Origin of the sequence: Amycolatopsis sp., assembly GCF_035276945.1 — a bacterium.
Taxonomy (GTDB): Bacteria; Actinomycetota; Actinomycetes; order Mycobacteriales; family Pseudonocardiaceae; genus Amycolatopsis_E.
On the sequence record NZ_DATELF010000111.1, the window covers coordinates 15915 to 34205 of the forward strand.

The 18291-nt window shown below is 68.3% G+C and carries 16 protein-coding genes; 11 read left to right on the top strand and 5 right to left on the bottom strand.

The window, feature by feature from the left end; translation table 11 throughout:
- Positions 1-4 precede the first annotated feature (4 nt).
- From VJT49_RS19930 to VJT49_RS19965, 8 genes are read left to right on the top strand one after another with little or no spacing between them, the layout of a single operon-like run.
- Positions 5-1801, top strand: a complete 1797-nt coding sequence (locus tag VJT49_RS19930) for a rhodanese-like domain-containing protein (protein ID WP_324166372.1) — start codon at positions 5-7, stop codon at positions 1799-1801.
- Between the two features lie 8 nt (positions 1802-1809).
- Complete coding sequence (locus tag VJT49_RS19935; protein WP_324166373.1) at positions 1810-2655, top strand: ABC transporter permease; 846 nt, start codon at positions 1810-1812, stop codon at positions 2653-2655.
- Positions 2655-3362: an ABC transporter ATP-binding protein gene (locus VJT49_RS19940; RefSeq protein WP_324166374.1), complete on the top strand. Its 708-nt coding sequence runs from the start codon at positions 2655-2657 to the stop codon at positions 3360-3362. The genes VJT49_RS19935 and VJT49_RS19940 overlap by 1 nt, the downstream gene beginning before the upstream one ends.
- 12 nt (positions 3363-3374) lie before the next feature.
- Positions 3375-4322 (top strand): ABC transporter substrate-binding protein, encoded by a 948-nt coding sequence (locus tag VJT49_RS19945; RefSeq protein WP_324166375.1) that lies wholly within the window; start codon positions 3375-3377, stop codon positions 4320-4322.
- Positions 4323-4326: 4 nt separating this feature from the next.
- Positions 4327-5415 carry an LLM class flavin-dependent oxidoreductase gene (locus VJT49_RS19950; protein WP_324166376.1) on the top strand — a complete coding sequence of 363 codons (1089 nt, stop codon included), beginning with the start codon at positions 4327-4329 and terminating at the stop codon, positions 5413-5415.
- Complete coding sequence (locus VJT49_RS19955) at positions 5412-6491, top strand: LLM class flavin-dependent oxidoreductase (RefSeq protein ID WP_324166377.1); 1080 nt, start codon at positions 5412-5414, stop codon at positions 6489-6491. Before VJT49_RS19950 ends, VJT49_RS19955 begins: the two co-directional genes overlap by 4 nt.
- Positions 6488-7471, top strand: a complete 984-nt coding sequence (locus VJT49_RS19960) for an ABC transporter substrate-binding protein (protein WP_324166378.1) — start codon at positions 6488-6490, stop codon at positions 7469-7471. Before VJT49_RS19955 ends, VJT49_RS19960 begins: the two co-directional genes overlap by 4 nt.
- The gene (locus VJT49_RS19965; RefSeq protein ID WP_324166379.1) at positions 7468-8616 is read left to right on the top strand and encodes an acyl-CoA dehydrogenase family protein; all 1149 of its coding nucleotides are present in this window, start codon (positions 7468-7470) and stop codon (positions 8614-8616) included. The genes VJT49_RS19960 and VJT49_RS19965 overlap by 4 nt, the downstream gene beginning before the upstream one ends.
- Here VJT49_RS19965 and VJT49_RS19970 read toward each other — a convergent pair.
- Positions 8585-9964 (bottom strand): purine-cytosine permease family protein, encoded by a 1380-nt coding sequence (locus VJT49_RS19970; protein ID WP_324166380.1) that lies wholly within the window; start codon positions 9962-9964, stop codon positions 8585-8587. The two genes, VJT49_RS19965 and VJT49_RS19970, sit on opposite strands and share 32 nt — an antisense overlap.
- 67 nt (positions 9965-10031) lie before the next feature.
- Between VJT49_RS19970 and VJT49_RS19975 the strand changes: the two genes are divergently transcribed.
- Positions 10032-12341 carry a molybdopterin-dependent oxidoreductase gene (locus VJT49_RS19975; RefSeq protein ID WP_324166381.1) on the top strand — a complete coding sequence of 770 codons (2310 nt, stop codon included), beginning with the start codon at positions 10032-10034 and terminating at the stop codon, positions 12339-12341.
- 704 nt (positions 12342-13045) lie between these two features.
- On the opposite strand, the gene VJT49_RS19980 is transcribed toward VJT49_RS19975, so the two are convergent.
- The gene (locus VJT49_RS19980; RefSeq protein ID WP_324166382.1) at positions 13046-13840 is read right to left on the bottom strand and encodes a trypsin-like serine peptidase; all 795 of its coding nucleotides are present in this window, start codon (positions 13838-13840) and stop codon (positions 13046-13048) included.
- Positions 13841-14320: 480 nt separating this feature from the next.
- On the opposite strand from VJT49_RS19980, the gene VJT49_RS19985 reads away from it, so the two are divergent.
- On the top strand, positions 14321-14953 hold the full coding sequence (locus VJT49_RS19985) for a hypothetical protein (RefSeq protein ID WP_324166383.1): 633 nt from the start codon (positions 14321-14323) through the stop codon (positions 14951-14953).
- A gap of 52 nt (positions 14954-15005) precedes the next feature.
- Here the strand turns inward: VJT49_RS19985 and VJT49_RS19990 are convergent, their stop codons facing one another.
- The 3 genes from VJT49_RS19990 to VJT49_RS20000 form a co-directional block, all read right to left on the bottom strand.
- Positions 15006-15410 (bottom strand): SsgA family sporulation/cell division regulator, encoded by a 405-nt coding sequence (locus tag VJT49_RS19990; RefSeq protein ID WP_324166384.1) that lies wholly within the window; start codon positions 15408-15410, stop codon positions 15006-15008.
- 148 nt (positions 15411-15558) lie between these two features.
- Positions 15559-16035, bottom strand: a complete 477-nt coding sequence (locus tag VJT49_RS19995) for an Lrp/AsnC family transcriptional regulator (protein ID WP_324166385.1) — start codon at positions 16033-16035, stop codon at positions 15559-15561.
- Positions 16036-16061: 26 nt separating this feature from the next.
- On the bottom strand, positions 16062-17171 hold the full coding sequence (locus tag VJT49_RS20000) for a winged helix DNA-binding domain-containing protein (protein ID WP_324166386.1): 1110 nt from the start codon (positions 17169-17171) through the stop codon (positions 16062-16064).
- A 112-nt stretch (positions 17172-17283) separates the two neighbouring features.
- On the opposite strand from VJT49_RS20000, the gene VJT49_RS20005 reads away from it, so the two are divergent.
- Positions 17284-18282 (top strand): beta-ketoacyl-ACP synthase III, encoded by a 999-nt coding sequence (locus VJT49_RS20005; protein ID WP_324166387.1) that lies wholly within the window; start codon positions 17284-17286, stop codon positions 18280-18282.
- The last annotated feature ends 9 nt before the right edge of the window (positions 18283-18291 follow it).

The window sequence follows — 18291 nt, forward strand, 5'->3', positions numbered from 1 at the left end:
CGGCATGCGATACATCATCATCGGGGCCGGCGGCGTCGGCTCGACCGTGGCCGCGCAACTACACCTGGCCGGAATCCCTGCCGTACTGATCGCCCGGGGCGAGCACGGCGCGGCGATCCGCGAGCACGGCCTTCGCTATCTGCGTCCGAGCGGCGAACAGCGGGTGCGGGTGCCGGTCGCCGCCAGCGCCGAAGAAGTCGAACTGACGGTTGACGACGTGCTCGTGCTGGCCACGAAGAGCCAGCACACGGAAGAGGTCCTGCAGGAATGGTCGTGGCGCCCGGCCGGCGACGGTGTGGCCGCCGACCTGCCGGTGGTCGTCCTGCAGAACGGGCTGGAGAACGAGCGGGCCGCGCTGCGGCGGTTCGCCACCGTCTTCGGGGTGTCGCTGCTGTTGCCCTCCAACTACATCGTACCGGGGGAAGTCAGCGCGGTCGGGGTCGAGAAGCCCGGCGTTTTCTACATCGGCCGGTATCCGAGTGGCACCGATCCCCGGTTGGCTCGGATTGCCGAGGATTTCCGTGCCGCGGATTTCGCGGTCCAGATCGTCCCGGACCTGGTGCGGTGGAAGGCGATGAAGCTGCTGAGCAATCTCGGTAACGCCGTCAACGCGCTCTACGGCGAGTGGTCCCCGTCGATAACGCGGGAACTGCGGGCGGAAGGGCTGCGCGTTTTCGCCGCCGCCGGCGTCGACGTCGCCGCCCTGGCCGTGGAGTCCGAAGTGGACTATTCGGTTGTCGAGCCGGCGAGGACTCCCGGCCAGACCAGGGGTGGCAGCTCGACCTGGCAGAGCCTGGCGCGTGGCGCGGGCTCGGTCGAGGGCGACTTCCTCAACGGGGAAATCGTGCTGCTCGGCCGGTTGCACGGCGTGCCCACCCCGCTCAACGCGGCCCTTCAACGGCGGCTGGCCATCGCCGCGCAACGCGGGGATGCGCCAGGATCCGCCGACATCGGTGAGCTGAAAATCTTCGCTCCGCCAGTGTTGATCAGCGCTGACGAACTGGCCCCGCAGTTGGCGTCGGCCGAACCGCCGGTGCTGCTCGACGTCCGCTGGGCGCTCGGCGACCCGCACGGGCACCAGCACTACCTCGACGGCCACCTCCCGGGCGCGGTCTACGTCGACCTGGACACCGAACTCGCGGCGCCACCCGTCCCGGTGGAAGGGCGTCACCCGCTTCCCGAGCTCGACGACCTCCAGGCCGCCGCCCGGCGCTGGGGCATCGGGCAAGGGTCACGGGTCGTCGTCTACGACAACGGCGGCAACCTGGCCGCGGCCCGGGCGTGGTGGCTCCTGCGCTGGGCCGGCGTGGCCGACGTGCGGTTGCTCGACGGCGGACTCGGCGCCTGGAACCGTCCACTCGAGACAGGATTCGGGCGCACTCCGGAGCCCGGTGACGTCGTGCTCAAGCCTGGCCACCTGCCCGTGCTCAGCATCGACGAAGCCGCCGCCCTGCCCGAAAACGGCGTTCTGCTCGACGCCCGGGCAGGTGAGCGGTATCGCGGCGAACAGGAGCCGGTCGACCCCAAGGCCGGTCACATTCCCGGCGCGATCAGCGCCCCGACCGGCGAGAACCTGGCGCCGGACGGCAGGTTCCGCCCGGTTGAAGAGCTGGCCGCCCGCTTCCGTGAACTGGGCGCCGGGCAGGGCCCGGTCGGGGTCTACTGCGGATCCGGCGTGACGGCGTCGCACGAGATCGCGGCGCTGGCCATCGCCGGAATCGAGGCCGCGCTCTACCCGGGCTCCTGGTCCCAATGGTCCAACCAGCCTGATCGTCCCGTCGCCACTGGTCCCCAACCGTAGGAGTAAGCATGCCCCGGGCCGAAACCATCGCGAGAGCACCGGACACCATCGAGATCGTCACCATCAGGCCTGAGCGGGCCAAGCGCGGTTGGCGGCCGCCGCGGTCGCTGCGCCGGGCCGCGGGTCCGGTCGCGTTCCTGCTGCTCTGGTACCTCGCCAGCGCGACGGGCCTGCTCCCGTCGGACGTGCTGGCGTCTCCGGTGGATGTGGTCGAACAGGGCATCGATCTCATGAAGGACGGCGAGCTGCCGGAGGCGATCTTCGTCTCCGGTAAGCGGGTGTTCACCGGGTTTCTCGTCGGCGGCTCGGCAGCGCTGGCGCTTTCGCTGGTGGCGGGCCTGTTCCGGCTCGGTGAGGACCTGGTGGACGCCACCGTCGGCATGATCCGCACGATCCCATGGGTCGGCCTCATCCCGCTGTTCATCATCTGGTTCGGCATCGACGAGGCGCCGAAGGTCGCGCTGGTCGCGGTCGGGGTGGCGTTTCCGCTGTACTTCAACCTCTACGGCGGAATCCGCACGGTCGACACCCAGCTCATCGAGGCGGGCAAGGCGCTCGGGCTCGACCGGGCCGGGTTGATCCGGCACGTCATCCTGCCTGGAGCATTGCCGAGCGCGCTGGTCGGTCTGCGGTATGCGCTGGGGAACGCCTGGCTGGCCCTGGTCTTCGGGGAGACCGTCAACGCGGTGTCCGGGATCGGATACCTGATGAACACCGCGCGGGAAAACTTCCTCACCGACGTGCTGGTGCTGTGCCTGGTGGTGTACGCGGTGCTGGGGCTGATCTCCGATTTCGTCGTCCGGTCGCTGGGCCGGTACCTGCTGGCCTGGCGTTCCTCCTTCGAGGGGGCGTGATGGGGGTTCAGGTAAGGGGTTTGCGCAGGCAGTTCGGCGACCGGCTGGTGCTCGACGACCTCGACCTCGACATCCAGCCCGGCAAGTTCGTCGCGTTGCTCGGACACAGCGGCTGCGGTAAGAGCACGTTGCTCCGCATTCTCGCCGGGCTCGACCCGGATATCGACGGCGAGGTCTGGGTCCCGAAGGAGCGCGCGGTGGCGTTCCAGGCGCCGCGGCTGATGCCGTGGAAACGCGTGTGGCGGAACGTGGTGCTGGGCCTGCCCGGGCGGCCGGATCGCGCACGGGCCGAGAAATACCTGGAAGAGGTGGGGCTCACCAAGCACGCCGGGGTCTGGCCGAAAACGCTTTCCGGCGGTGAGGCACAGCGGGTGTCGCTGGCGCGGGCGCTGGTGCGTGAACCCGACCTGCTGCTGCTCGATGAGCCGTTCGGCGCGCTGGACGCGTTGACCAGGGCGAAGGCGCAGCGGCTGGTGGCCGAGCTGTGGCAGCGGCACGGGTGCGCGGTGCTGCTCGTGACCCACGACGTCGAGGAATCGTTGCTGCTGGCCGACCGGGTGCTGGTGATGGACGGTGGCCGGATCGCGCACGAGATCCACGTCGACCTGCCCCGCCCGCGTGATGTCGGCGATCCCGCCTTCGTGTCGGCGCGGGCGCGGCTGCTGTCCTGGCTCGGGGTTCGTGACGCCTCGGCTGCCTCTGCCTGAAAGGACTCTTTGTTGTTGCGAAAGCTGGTTTTTGTGCTGGCCGCTGCCCTGATGGCGACCGCATGCGGCGGCGGCGCGGCGGCCGGTGAGGTGACCCTCACCCTGGGCGACCAGGTCAAGACCCTGGAAACTCTGCTGGATGCGTCGAAGGCCCTGGACGGCGCCCCGTTTGAGTACAAGTGGGCGCAGTTCCAGGGCGCGGCGCCGTTGTTCGAGGCGGTCAAGGCCGGTTCAGTGGACACGGCCGTCGCCGCGGACCTGCCGACCCTGCAGGCCCAGGCCGGCGGAGTGCCCGTCAAGTCCGTCGCGGCGGTGCGGAATTCCGGGGTCTCCACGGTCCTGCTCGTGCAGCCCGACTCGGCCGTGCACCAGGTCGCGGACCTGAAGGGCAAGGACGTGGTGGTGTCCTCGGCCAAGGGCAGTATCGCGGAGTACCTGCTGGTCAAGGCGCTTCAGGAAGCTGGGTTGTCCTATTCGGACGTCCACGTGCGCTACCTGCTGCCGACCGACGCGCAAGCCGCGTTCAGCGGCCACAAGATCGACGTCTGGGCGACCTTCGGGGTGTACGGGATCAAGGCACTACAGGACGGTGCGAGCAAGATCTCCGATGGCACGAACGGCCGGACCAGCGGCGTCAGTCTCATCTCGGCGGCCACGAACAGCCTGAACGACCAGCGCAAACGCACCGCCATCAACGAGTTCCTGAAGCGGGTGAACCAGGCTTACCAGTGGGGCTCCACACACCGCGCCGAGTACGTCAGCGCGGTCCAGCGGGAGAACAGGGTGGACGAGCAGGTCGCCGCGGCGCTGGTCGACCAGGGCTACGCGAAACTGGAGGCCGTTTCGGCGGAGATTCAGGCCTCCCTGCAACAGGTCTCGGACACGATGAGCTCCGTCGGCGCCCTGACCGCCCGGGTGGATGTCGCGTCCATCACCGATTCCGGCGAGTACGAGGGGTAGCGCAATGGCCGTCGAGTTCATCAGTGGGATCAATCCGAACGACTACTCGGACACCCGTCCCGGGCTTCGCGGGGAGCTGGACATCCGATACGCGCGCAAGTACGCGCATGCGCTGGAGGACGCCGGGTTCGACTACACCCTGGTCGCCTACCACTCGTCATGGCTGGACGCGAACCAGTTCGCCCAGTTCGTGGTGCACGAGACCGAGCGGCTCAAGCCGATGCTCGCGCACCGGCCCGGCGTGATCTTCCCGACGCACGCCGCACGCATGTTCGCGACGCTGGACCAGATCGGTGAAGGGCGGCTCGCCATCCACATCATCTCCGGGGGGATGGATTCCGAGCAGCGCCGCGAAGGCGACTATCTGTCCAAAGAGGAGCGTTACGAGCGCTCCGAGGAGTACATCCGGATCCTTCGTCGGGTGTGGGCCGAAACCGATGAGTTCTCCTTCCACGGCAAGTACTTCCAGTTCGAGAACTTCCGGTCCGACATCCGGCCGTATCAGGAGGCGATCCCGGTTTCGGTCGGCGGGTCCTCCGAATCCGCCTATCGGGTCGGCGGGCGGCAGGGCGACATCCTCGGGCTGTGGGGCGAACCACTGGCGGAGACCAAGCAACAGATCGACTCGGTGAACGCCTACGCCGTCGCGGCGGGCCGTCCCCGGCCGCGGATCTGGGTGTCCTTCCGGCCGATCATCGCGCCCACGGACGAACTGGCCTGGGAGAAGGCGCACGAAATTCTCGGCAAGGTGCAGGCCGCGCAGTCGGCGAAGACGGGTAACGCGCACTATTTCAAGCCGGGCGATGGCAGGCCCGCGAACGTCGGTTCCCAGCGGTTGCTGGCCGTGGCCGAGCGCGGCGAGTTGCACGACCGTGCACTGTGGACACCGCTGGCCACCGCGACCAACGCGGCGGGCAGTTCGACGGCGCTGGTCGGCTCGCCGGAAACGGTGGCGCAGGCGTTGCTGGACTACGTGGACATCGGGTGCGAGTTGCTGTCGATCCGCGGCTATGACCCGCTCGACGACGCGATCGACTACGGCCGCCACGTACTACCGCTCGTGCGGGAAGGGCTCAAGGAGAGAGGATTGTGACTGTTGAATTCGTCGGCATGATCGGTGCCGGATATGTGAGTGAGGCCAAGGGGCGGCAGGGGGCACCGGTCGATGTCAGCTACCTGCGGCGGTTCGCCAGGGTTTATGACGAGTACGGCTTCGACTGGACACTGGTGCCCTACAGTTCGGCGGCGCCGGAGTCGAACCAGCTCGCGGCCGCCGTGCTGGCGCAGACCGAGCGGCTCAAGGTCATGCTCGCGCACCGGCCGGGCGTGCTGCATCCCACGAACGCGGCCCGCGCCTTCGCCACGCTCGACCAGTTGTCCGGCGGAAGGCTGGGCATCCACATCATCGCCGGTGGTTCGGAGGCCGAACAGCACCGTGAGGGCGACTATCTATCCAAAGAGGACCGTTATCGCCGCGCGGGCGAGTACGTCCGGATCCTCAAGAACGTGTGGACATCCGTCGAACCGATCAGCCATCTTGGTGACTTCTACCAGTTCGAGAGCTATGACCCCGGGGTGCGGCCGGTGCGCGGCGGTATCCCGGTCTCGATCGGTGGTTCGTCGGAGGCGGCCTACCGTCTCGGGGGTGCCGAAGGGGATGTCTTCGGACTGTGGGGCGAGCCGCTGGCCGAGACCAGGCAGCAGATCGAGTCGGTAAACGCTTACGCGGAGGCGGCAGGCCGCCCGCACCCTCGGATCTGGGTTTCGTTCCGGCCGATCATCGCGCCGACCGACGACCTCGCCTGGCGGCGCGCGCGCGAAATTTTGGGCGGTATCCAGCGGAACTTCGCAAGCAATGGCCGGGCACAAGCGGCCAAGCCGGAAAACGTCGGCTCGCAGCGGCTCCTCGCGGTCGCGGAGCGTGGCGAGGTGCACGATCGGGCGCTCTGGACGGCTCCGGCCGCCGCGACCAACGCGGCGGGTAGTTCGACGGCGCTGGTCGGCTCGCCGGAAACGGTGGCGCAGGCGTTGCTCGATTACGTGGACATCGGGTGTGAGCTGCTGTCGATTCGCGGCTACGACCCACTTGACGATGCGCTCGACCTCGGACGTTACGTGCTGCCGCTGGTCCGGGAAGAGCTCGCGAAACGAGAAAGGCAGTCGGTATGAAACGGGTTGCGGTGTTCTTCGCGGCGGTGTTCCTGCTCGCCGCGTGTGGTGGAGGGTCGAGCGCCGACACGCCTTCGTCGGTGACGCTCAAAGTCGGCGACACCGGCTGGACCAGGTACAAGGCTGTCCTGGACGTCGCGGGTCTGGGCGACACACCCTACAAGGTGGAGTGGTCGGTGTTCTCGGGCGGGGACCAACAACTCCAGGCGTTGCGGTCGAACGCGCTCGACGTGACCACGAGCAGCGAGATCCCGCCGATCTTCGTCGCGGTCGGCGGTGCGCCGAACTTCAAGGTGGTCGCCGTGCAGCGGGGAAGCACCCTGCAACAGGAGTTGGTGGTGGGCAAGACCTCGTCGATCACGAGCATCGCCCAGCTCAAGGGCAAGAAGGTGGGCTACGTCAAGAACACCACCGCGCAGTACTTCCTCAACGAACTGCTCAAGCAGAGCGGTCTGAAGTGGACGGACGTGGACGCTGCGCCGTTGCTGCCCAACGACGGCCTGGCCGCACTGAACAGCGGAGCGATCGACGCCTTCGCCAGCTACGGCAACTCGATCATCTCGGCGCACCAGGGCGGGGCGAAGACGATCGGATCCGCCGAGAACATCCTGTCCGGCAACTTCCTGTGGGCGGCATCGGATGCGCTGCTCGCCGACAGTGCGAAGAAGGCGGCCCTGGTCGATCTCCTCTCGCGGATCGACAAGGCCTACGCGTTCGTCCGGAACGGTCATGAGCGACAGTTCGCGGAGGCGACGGCGAACGGCACGCACCAGCCGGTCGGCGACGCGTTGAGCCAGATCCACCAGCAGGAGCAACAGCGGCCGACCCAGTTGAGCACGACCAGCCCGGACGCGATCGCGTCCGAACAACGGGTGGCCGACTCGTTCACCGAGATCAACGCGCTTCCGAAGAAGCTTGACGTCTCGGCGTACTGGACGGACGCGTTGAACGCCGACCTCGGAAAGGCGCTGACGAAGTGACCACCGCGGTAGGGCTGTCGCTGGACGAGGTCACCGCCGCGCTCGCCCGGTTCGCCGCCGACTACGACCGCGCCGGCGAGTTCCCGGCCAAGGGCATCCAGGTGGTGCACGACGCGGGGTTGCTGACCATGACGGCCGGGTCCCGGTTCGGCGGGGCGGAACTCGACCTCGGCGGCACCGCGCGGCTGCTCGCGGCGCTCGGCGAGGGTGACCCGTCGGTGGCGCTGATCAGCGCGATGACCCTGTTCACCCATGCCAGGGAAGCCGTCGCGCCGCAGTGGCCTACCGAGCTGTACCGGCAGGTGCTCGACGAGTCGAAGCTGCGGCCGACGTTGCTCAACGCCGCTCGGGTCGAGCCGGACCTGGGCTCGCCGGCGCGCGGTGGCTTGCCCACCACCGTAGCTCGCCGGACCGCGACCGGGTGGGCCATCAGCGGCCGGAAACGGTTTGTGACCGGTGCCGACGGGCTGAGCTACTTCCTGGTGTGGGCCGGCACCGACGAGCCCGAACCCCGGATCGCGACTTTCGTCGTGCCCGGCGGGTTGCCCGGAATCGAGATCGTGCGTACCTGGGATCAGCTCGGGCTGCGTGCGAGCGGATCGCACGACGTGGTGTTCACCGATGTCGAGATCCCGGCGGAGAACGTGATCGGCGCGGTCCACGTGGGTGCCGAGGCGCAGCAGGACAACACCGCCGTCGCCGCGCACGGAGTGGCGTTGGCTTCGCTGTATTTGGGCGTGGCACGGGCGGCGCAGAAGGCGTTTCACCGCTTCGCATGGGAACGGGTGCCCGGCAATCTCGGCCGTCCGGTGGCGGAAACCGATCGCTTCAAGTCCGCGGCCGGCGAGATCGAAGTGCGGCTGTCCGGCGCGCGGCACCTGCTGTTCGGCCTTGCCGACCGGGTCGCGCTCGGTGAACCACCGACGGCGACGGACCTGCTTGGTGCCCGCGTGCTGGCCGTCCGGGAGATCGTCGAAGCCGTCCAGACCGCGGTGCGGCTGCTGGGCAATCCAGGGCTCAGCCGGAACTACCCGCTCGAGCGACACTTCCGGGACATTCAGTGCGCGCCCGTGCACGCCCCGCAGGACGACGTCGCCCTGGCCTTGATCGGCACTACCGCGCTGGCTTCCGCAGCGCCGTCCTGAACACCGCATACAGTGCCGCGGAGGCGACAAACCCGACGTAGTAGGCCAGGTCGGCGTTGTGCAGGGCGGCCGCGACCGGCCCGGTGTAGATGCTGGTGTTCATGAACGGGACGGCGGCCGCGCACCCGAACAGGAACGCGGCCAGCGCGGGCCAGCCGGGCTCGGGTCGCGCGACCTCCGCCAGCACGTCGAACCGTCGGCCGCGCCGGGTCCGGACCCACCAGTCGATCGTGACGACGCCGACGAACGGCGGAATCCAGTAGCCGACGATCAGCAGCACGTCCTCGAACTTGGAGGCCAGATCACCGCTGTGCATCCACAGGATGAGCGCGAACGCGATCACCGTGACCACCACCGCGGACACCGGGCGCCGGACCCGGACACCCACGGTCTGCAGGGCGAGAGAACCGCTGTAGTCGTTCATGGCGTTCGACGACACCGCGGTGAGCGTGATGACGAGCAGCGCGATCGCGCCGAGCACACCCCCGCCGAGCAGGGCGCTGATGCCCGCCGTCGTCTGGTCGGCCAGGGACTGCCCGGCGGCGAGGCCGAGGGCCTCACCCCAGGCGAAGGACAGGGTCAGGCCGAGCACGGTGTAGGCGAACGCGGCGGGACGCGAGGTCGTCGGCGGGAGGTAGCGGCTGAAGTCGGAGGCGTAGCTGGCCCAGGAGATCGACAGGCTCAGCGCGATCGTGCTGAACAGGATGAACGCCCCGGCCAGGTCCGCTCCGGACGCGGAGTCGGCGACGACGACGGGATGCCCGCCGAGCAAGCGGATGGTCAACACCACGAAGAAGACCGCGGTCACGGCGGTCATCACCGCCTGCACCCGGTGGATCACCTCGTAGCCGAGCACGCCCACGGCGCACTGGAGCACCAGCACGATCGCCACGGTCAGCCAGAACGGCAGGCCGAGGAGCTGGGCCAGCGCGTCGCCGCCGAACAATCCGACGAGGGCGTCCCAGGCGATCGAGTTGGCCCACTGCACCAGGCCGGGAAGCACCACCGTGCGCCGGAACGGCAACCGGGCCAGCGGGAGCTGCGCGGTCCCGGTCAGCGGGCCCCAGGTGGCCAGGTAGGCCACCGGGACGGCGCCGAGCACGGTCCCCACGAGCAGCGCGATCAAGCCTGTCCGGAAGCCAAGACCGAGACCGGCACCGAGGGTTCCGGAGAACACCGCGGTCATCGTGAGGTTGGGCGCGAAGAACACCGTGAGCAGCCGGACCGGACGTCCGAACCGGTTGGCCTCGGGGATCGGCGCGATCCCGTGAGACTCGACCGCGAGATCACCGGCACGCGCCGGCATCCGGCCACCGAACACCTTCGCGGTGAGCGCTGTCCTGTCCATGCGATCACACTCTCACACGTAAAACCTCCTGGTAGGCGTAGAACGTTGTGAGGAAGGCGGTGGTGTTGTGAATCTGAAACCGAGCACGTCGCACTGGGGCGCTTTCTCCGCGGGCCTTGACGCCGACGGGCGGCTGCGCGTCTCGCCACACCCCGGGGATCCGTCGCCCTCCCCGTTGCTCGGCAACCTGCCCAGCTCGATCCGGCACCCCACCCGGGTGGCGGCACCGGCGGTCCGCCGCGGCTGGCTGGAACGCGGCCCCGGCCCGGACGCCTCCCGTGGCCGCGACGACTTCGTCGAGGTCGGCTGGGACGAGGCCCTCGATCTGCTCGCCGCCGAGCTGCGTCGAACCCGCGACGAGCATGGCAACCAGGCGATCTTCGGCGGGTCCTACGGGTGGGCCAGCGCCGGCCGGTTCCACCACGCGCAGAGCCAGTTGCACCGGTTCCTGAACACGTTCGGCGGCTATACCTCGGCGCGCGAGACCTACAGCACCGGGACCGCCACGGTGGTCCTGCCGCATATCGTCGGCAGCGCGGAGGAGGTGCTGCGCCGGGGGTCGAGCTGGCCGACGATCGTGGCGAACACCGAACTGCTCGTCGCCTTCGGCGGGGTGCCCGAGAAGAACGTCTTCGTGACCCCGGGCGGAGTCACCTGGCACCACACCCCGTCCTTCCTCGCCCAACTCGCCGAGCAAGGAGTCGAGGTCGCGCTGGTCAGCCCGATCCGCACCGACCTCCCGGCCGATGTGGACGCCCGGTGGTATCCACTCCGGCCCGCCACCGACGCCGCGCTCATGCTCGCGCTCGCCCACACCCTGGCCGCGGAGGGACTCCACGACCGCGCCTTTCTCGACCGGTACTGCACCGGCTACGACGAGTTCGAGCGCTACCTGTTCGGCGCCGAGGACGGCGTGCCCAAGGACGCCGAGTGGGCCGCCGCCATCACCGAGTTGCCCGCCGCGGACATCGTGGCGCTGGCCCGGAAAATGGCGTCCTCGCGCACCTTCCTCACGGTCACCTGGTCCCTGCAACGCATCGAGCACGGCGAACAGCCCGTGTGGGCGGGCATCGCGCTGGCCGCCATGCTCGGTCAGATCGGCCTGCCCGGCGGCGGCTTCGGCCACGGTTACGGGTCGATGGGCGACACCGGCGACATCGGGCCCGAGTTCCGCGTGCCGCACCTGCCACAGCGGGCGAACCCGGTGAAGGAGTTCATCCCGGTCGCGCGCATCGCCGACATGCTGCTGCATCCCGGCGAGCCCTACGACTTCGACGGCACCGTGCGCCGCTACCCGGAAATCCGGCTGGTGTACTGGGCGGGCGGCAATCCCTTCCACCACCACCAGGATCTCAACCGGTTGCGGACCGCGTTCGCCCGGCCGGACACCGTCGTCGTGCAGGAGCCGTTCTGGACCGCGACGGCCCGGCATGCGGACTTCGTTTTGCCGAGCACGGTGTCGCTGGAACGGGAGGACTTCGGCGCCGGACGCCGCGACACGCACCTCATCGCGATGCACCGGGTGGCCGAGCCGTACGGGCAGGCCCGGGACGACTACCTCATCCTTGCCGGGCTCGCCGCCCGGCTGGGCATCGAGAACCGGTTCACCGAGGGACGCTCACCTCGGGCTTGGCTGGAACATCTCTACGAATCCTGGCGTAAGGGCCTCCTGGGCAAGGGAATCGACGTACCGTCCTTTATGGAATTCTGGTCCGCGGGTGAGTACCGGATTCCCGCGCGGGATGCCGACCGCACCCTGTTCGCGGCGTTCCGGCAGGACCCGGTGGCGCACCGGCTGCGCACCCCGAGCGGCAAGATCGAGATCACCTCCCAGCGCGTTCGGTCGTTCGGTTATGCCGACTGTCCCGGCCACCCGGCCTGGCTCGAGCCGACCGAGTGGCCGGGCGGCCCGCGCGCGGCCCGGTTTCCACTGCTGTTGATCGCGAACCAGCCCCGCACCCGTCTGCACAGCCAACTTGACGGCGGTCAGGTCAGCCAGGCGAGCAAGATCGCCGGCCGGGAGGCGATCCGCCTGCATCCCGCGGACGCCGCCGTCCGGGGCATCGCGGACGGCGACGTGGTCCGCGTGTTCAACGACCGCGGCGCCTGCCTGGCCGGCGCTGTGCTGACCGACGACCTGCGGTTCGGTGTCGTGCAGTTACCTACCGGCGCGTGGTTCGATCCCGTCGGATCGTTGTGCGTCCATGGCAACCCGAACGTGCTCACCGCCGACCGGCCGTCTTCGCGGCTGTCACAGGGCTGCACCGGGCAGCATGTGCTGGTCGAGATCGAGCGATGCCCCGGCACGCCACCCGAACTGACCATCGGTGCGCCTCCGAGGATCACACGATCAGTGCACGGCCAGGCTTTGGGATGAAAGCCTGCTACGCAGACCCTAGAACCAGAACATCCAGTTCTTCGGCGACGAGTGCGGGATAGCCAAACCGGAGCAGCCGTTCCCGGCCGCGCAGATTGATTTTGTATGCGACGTCTACTTCGATTTCATGGCCGGGTGGAGGGCTGAGTTTGTCGAACGGAATTCGGTGAACTTTGTCCTCCAAGTGTCGACGAGATCGACGAGTTCGAGACGGTCACAAGTTCTTCAAGCAAGCTGTCAACGGCCGCCTTGGCGTCGCCTGTTCCTTCGATGTCGAGCAAAGTTCCCCGATGCTCGATCAGATGGTTGTCCAAGGAGCGGATCTCAGCACCTCGGGGCTGGAAACGACACCCTTGACGCGCCGACCACGAACCTGCCGTTGACTTTCCTGGCGAAGTGTTCGGCGGACTCCTCGTCTCCCCGCACGAAACCGATGTTCTTGGGCTCGGCCCGGAAAGGGTCTGGCATGTATTTGACGAGGAACCAGTCGGCATTCATTGAATCTTCGCGCGCGCAGTTGTAAGCTACTCGTTGTATCTCGGCGGGTCGTACCTCCACCTCCTCGAAGGGCTGCCGAGCGGAGTTCGTCCAACTCTCGCCGTCATGGTAGAAGTCAAGCCATCCATGACGACGCAGGGTGTGTGTGCCGAAATTTTGGGTTATCCAGTGGGAGCCATTCGGCTTCCGTGTCCCGAGCGCTGACGTCAACCCTTGATGGCCGTCTTGTACAGCGTGGCGATGTCCTGGTCGAAGTAGCTGCTGTAGGACACGTCGGCCGTGTCGCCGCCTTCCTGGTAGCCGCCGATCACGCCGACCACCGTGCCCCCGCCGCGGGCGCCTGCCCCGATGACCCACGGACCACCGCTGGTGCCGTCCGGGAAGCCCGGGCAGTCGATCCTGGTCTGGTAGGTGTCCTCGCGAGTGGTCGTGTCCTGGCAGACCACCGGGGTCTCGCTGTCGTCCGGGTAGCCGCTCAGGGTGACGAGATTCGCGAAACCGCGGTCGGTGCCGAGCCGGTTCGCGCCGGTCTCGCTCTCCAGAGAGCTTGGGTTGCCCGTCTGATACACCGTCAGGAAGCCGAAGTCGAGGTCGGGATCGGAGTCGGCGGCCCAGCGGGGGTCCACGAACAGCCGGGTGGCCGTCCACACCCCGTACGGTGCCGCCCCCTCGTGGTAGCCCGGTACGAACGAGATGCCCGTGCGGTATCCGCTTTCGCCGTTGTGGATGCAGTGCGCAGCGGTCAGGACCAGGTTGCCGCCCGGGCTGTCCACCACGCTGGCCGTGCAGTAGTGCGTGCCGTCGATGAACAGCGCCCCGGCGATCGAGGACACCGAGCTCGCGGTGGGGGAAACCGTGCTCACCTGGTTGTCCGGCTCGACCGGGCCCGGGACGTCCTCGTGCTGGCGGTCTCCGCTCGTGGTGGGCGCGGGAAGGCCGGCGGCGGCGACCGCCAGCAGGACGCAGCTCAGCGCCACCAGTACCGGGTGGAAGCTCTTCACGGTTTCCAGATGAACACAACAGGGTCGACTTCGCAGGGCTCGGGACGAAAGACACAGCAACTCCTCAGCGTTCTGGTGGGGTTCGGCGCCCGGATCGGGCCCATGCCACCCAGGATACCAAGATATCGAACTCACGTTCTAACACTTTCGAGTGATCATCTGCGCGGCCACGCCGTCCCCGTGGTCGCCTGCCCGTATGTGGGAGACTCACGGCGTTAGGAGCTAGGTAAGTAAGGAACCCACCCGAAATCACGCCTCAGGGTGACTCAGCTGGTTACCCTGTGCTGGGGCAAGTCAAAACCGATCACCCAATCGAGTCAACTTGCCACAGGTAGGGGGGAAAGTAAGAGTGGTTCACCATCGTTGGCGCAGTGATACTGGTAGCTTCGGCCAAGTCTCGTTTCGCGGCGCGATGCGGTGGGTGGCGTCGTTCGCGGCGAGGTTGGGGAATTGGCCACTGGGCGTGCCGATGGAGGTTTGATGGTGCGGACGGTCACGTGCGGCGGGTCGGGTGACCTCGTCAGGGCAGTACAACTTGCCGACCGCACGGGGATCGTCGCGGCCAGCGCGCCGCCCGCCGTTTCCGCGGTCGCGCCGGGGGGGCCGGACATCGCGCCGCGGTTCCGCGGTGAGGGGCTGCGTGCCGTCCGCCGCAACGTGCTGTTCACCTGCTCGGCCGCGCTGTTCCTGGTCGTCGGGTGGATCGGCGGCGGCACCTTCGGCCATCACGACGTCGAACAGACGCCCGCGGTCGCCGCCGGCGTGGTCACCGACAAGGACCAGGCGCAACCGGTCAACCCGCCGGTGGCCGGCACGACGCGCCAACCGCCGAAACCGGCGAGCGGCCCGCCTTCCGCGCCCAAACAGCGCGCCGGCAAACCGGACGGTGGGGCGACGCGGACCAGCCAGACGCCGGAAACCACGTCCTCGACCCCGACGAGCGCCGCACCCGGGCCCCGCGCCGACCTGCTCGAGAACACGGCGGCCCTGCAGCCCCCGCTGACTGGTCTGGCACAGTTCCGGCAGCTGGTAAACGCCTGGATGAGTGGTCAGAGCTACCCGGACTCCCACTACGGCTCCCTTCCGCCGTACCCCGTCTTCCCGGGACGCTGACGCATCGAAGATCGGATGGCCGTCGCGCCCGGCGTCGCGGCGGCCGGATCCCTCAGACGCTGGTGATCTCGGCGATGAAGGCGTCGATGTCGAAGCTGTCGCTTTCCGCTCCGAACGGGACGACTTCCGAAGTGGCCGCGACGAATCGCTCGACGTCCTCGCGTTCGATCTCGACGAGCGCGTAGCCGTCGGGAGACTCGATTTCGAGGATCAGGATGCTCTCGTCCGCCGCCAGGTCCGGACGCACGCGCACGTCCCCGATTCCCGCTGGTTCGGACAACCCGGTCACGAGCAGGTCTCGCGAGAAGGTCCACTCCACCCACCGGCCGCGGTCGGTGCGGAAGGCGATGTTCACCGCGAACGGCTCGCCGCCCAGATAGGACAGTCGGGACAGCACGGGCTGGGCAGAGCCGTTCAGTGACACGAACTGGCTCTGGGTGACGGCATCGGTGTTCACGTGTCACTCCTCGCGTCAAGGTTCGCGGGCGCGAACTATACGGACAGGCAGGAGACGGAACCGGGGGCCGATGATGATGCGTCGTGAGACACTTTCACGCGATCCGGTGTAACCGCGCGCAATGTGTAACAACCCGGGCGTGGCCCGGTCAGCAACCATTCAGGGGAACTGTAAGCCCGACCTTTACCCGGTCCATCACCACGCCCGTCGTGAAGTGCCGGACCTCGCCGTTGTCGAAGAACATGCGCCGGGTGAAGGCCTCGAACTCGGTCATGTCCCGGCAGTTGACCACCAGCACGAAATCGGTCGAGCCCGTGACGTAATAACACTGCTGCACGGCCGGTTCCGCGCGAGCCTGTTTGCGGAACGCGTCGAGCACTTCGAGCCGTTCCCGCTCCATTTCCACCGTGACCACGAACGTCATGCCGATCCCGACGGCTTCCGGATCGAGCACCGCCACCTCGCGGGAGATCACCCCGGAGGCCCGCAGCCGCTTGATCCGTCGCTGGACGGCCGCGGCCGAGAGACCGACCTCCGCGCCGATCGTCTCGGCGATCGTGCGGGAGTCTTCTTGGAGCTTGCGGAGAATCGCGCGGTCGAGATCGTCCAGGTCAGCGGCGGGCATCTTCGCATGGTAACCAAAATCGATCACTAAACGTGCACCAAACGAATGTCGTGAGTGTCACCGAGAGCCGCGAAGCGCAGGAGCCGCGCGCCTTCGCTTTCCAGTGCCGCGGTCGCCTTCTCGGGGTAGCGCCGGAACGCCCGGACTTCGAGCGCGGCCTCCCCACGACGCCGGACGATCTTCCAGGTGCCCTGGACGAAGCCGTCCATGAGCACCGTGCCCGGGAAGACACCGTTGGGCACGGCGAACACGCGCTTTCGTGCCTCCTCCGATATCACCCGGGTGCGGTCGGCGTGGGACAGGATGAGGTTGTCGAACTCGGCCACAAGTCGCAGTGGGACTGGGGTTTCCGGATCCGGTCGGGGAGCTTCCGGCACGTCGAACAGTTCGCGGCCCCGTTCGGTGGCGAAAACGCGGAGTCGGCCGCGAAGTCGCCCGACCACTTCGCCGAGCCTGGTGAGCCCGCTCCACGCCTGGATGTCGTTGACCGTCGCCGGGCCGAAGGCCGCGAGGTACCGCAGTACGAGGTTTTCCAGGGTCGCCTTGGTGTCCAGGGGAGCGCCGAGCCAGTCCTCCGCGGTCGCGAAGGTCGGCCGGCCACTCTTGCCCCACACCGCGCGCGGCGGAATCTGCACCAGGGGCAGCAGGCCACGTGCGGCGTGGGCCAGCGAGGCGGGCTTGCGGTCGGGCCAGCGCTGGGCGAGCCGCTTGCCGAGTTGGGCGGCGGTCATCGGCTGCTCCGCCAGCAAGGCCCGCGCCTCGAATGCCACCCTGAACAGGTCGAGACCAACCAGTTCCTTGGCGTGCGTGGTGTTGGTGCCCAGGTCGCGGTCCATGATCGGTTGGACGAGGGGGCGCAGCCACCGGCAGTCGTCCGCAGTGACCAGGTGCACCGTGCCGCGCATGAGCACGATCCGCACCACGCTCCGGTCGAGCAGGCACCGGGCCAGTTCGTCCGGCGAAAACCCGTCCAGCCGGGACCAGAGCCCGTAGTACGGCGGGAAGGGCGCCTGGGCCTGCAGGCCGACCAGGTTTGCCACCGCGTCGAGCGCGGGAAGTCTTTGCCGCCGCAGCAGCAACTGGCGGGCGAGCAGCGCCCGGTTGAGCGCGCGGGGACCGAGGACTTCCACACTCATACCGTAAAGACGAACCCGGACAATCAGGCCCGGACGGCGGGTCCCGGCCGAAAATTCGTGAGCTGAAACACAACTCACCAGTCTACCCAGGGGTAGCGCCTACAAGTGTCCCATGACGAAGCACTCCGCGGTTCTCACCGGGCTCGGCGCCTGGCTGCCGCCGCGAGTGGTGGACAACGACGAACTCGCGCGGCGGCTGGATACCTCCGAAGAGTGGATCAGGACCAGGACCGGGATTCGCGCCCGCCACATCGCCGATCCGGAAACGTCCACAGTGGACATGGCGGTGCGGGCGGGGGAGAACGCCTTGCGCAGCGCCGGTTGCGACGTGGTGGACGCGCTGGTGCTGGCCACCACGACTCCCGACCAGCTCTGCCCGGCGAGCGCGCCGCAGGTGGCATCCGGTCTCGGGCTGAGCGGTATCGCGGCCGTCGACGTGAATGCGGTGTGCAGCGGTTTCGTCTACGCGCTCGCCACGGCGGCCGGGCTGATCGCGGGCGAGATCGCCGACCGGGTGATGGTGGTCGGCTCCGACGCGTTCAGCAGGCTGTGCGACCCGGACGACCGCACCACGGTGCCGATCTTCGGCGACGGCGCGGGCGCGGTCGTGCTGCGCGTCGGGCTGGCCGATGAGCCGGGTGCATTCGGCCCGTTCGACCTGCACAGCGAGGGCGAGCACGCGGACCTGCTGATGGTCCCGGCCGGTGGGGCCAAACAGCGCACCTCGGACGATCCGCACGAGCATTTCGTCACCATGCATGGCACCGCGGTGTTCCGGCACGCCTGCGCGCGGATGACTGAGTCGGCGCGCACGGTGCTTGATCGCGCGGGCATGTCGCTGGGCGAGGTGGACCGGTTCGTCGGTCACCAGGCCAACATCCGGATCCTGCAGGCCACGGCCAAGCGACTCGGGCTCGGCGAGGAGCGGCTCGTGGTGAACATCGGCCACACCGGCAACACGAGTGCGGCGTCGATTCCGCTCGCCCTGGCCGACGGCTGTGAGGAGGGCAGCATCCAGCCCGGTCATCGGGTCCTGATGACGGCGTTCGGTGCCGGCCTGACCTGGGGGTCGACGGTCCTCACCTGGCCCGACGTCAAACCCGCGCGCTGAGACTGAACG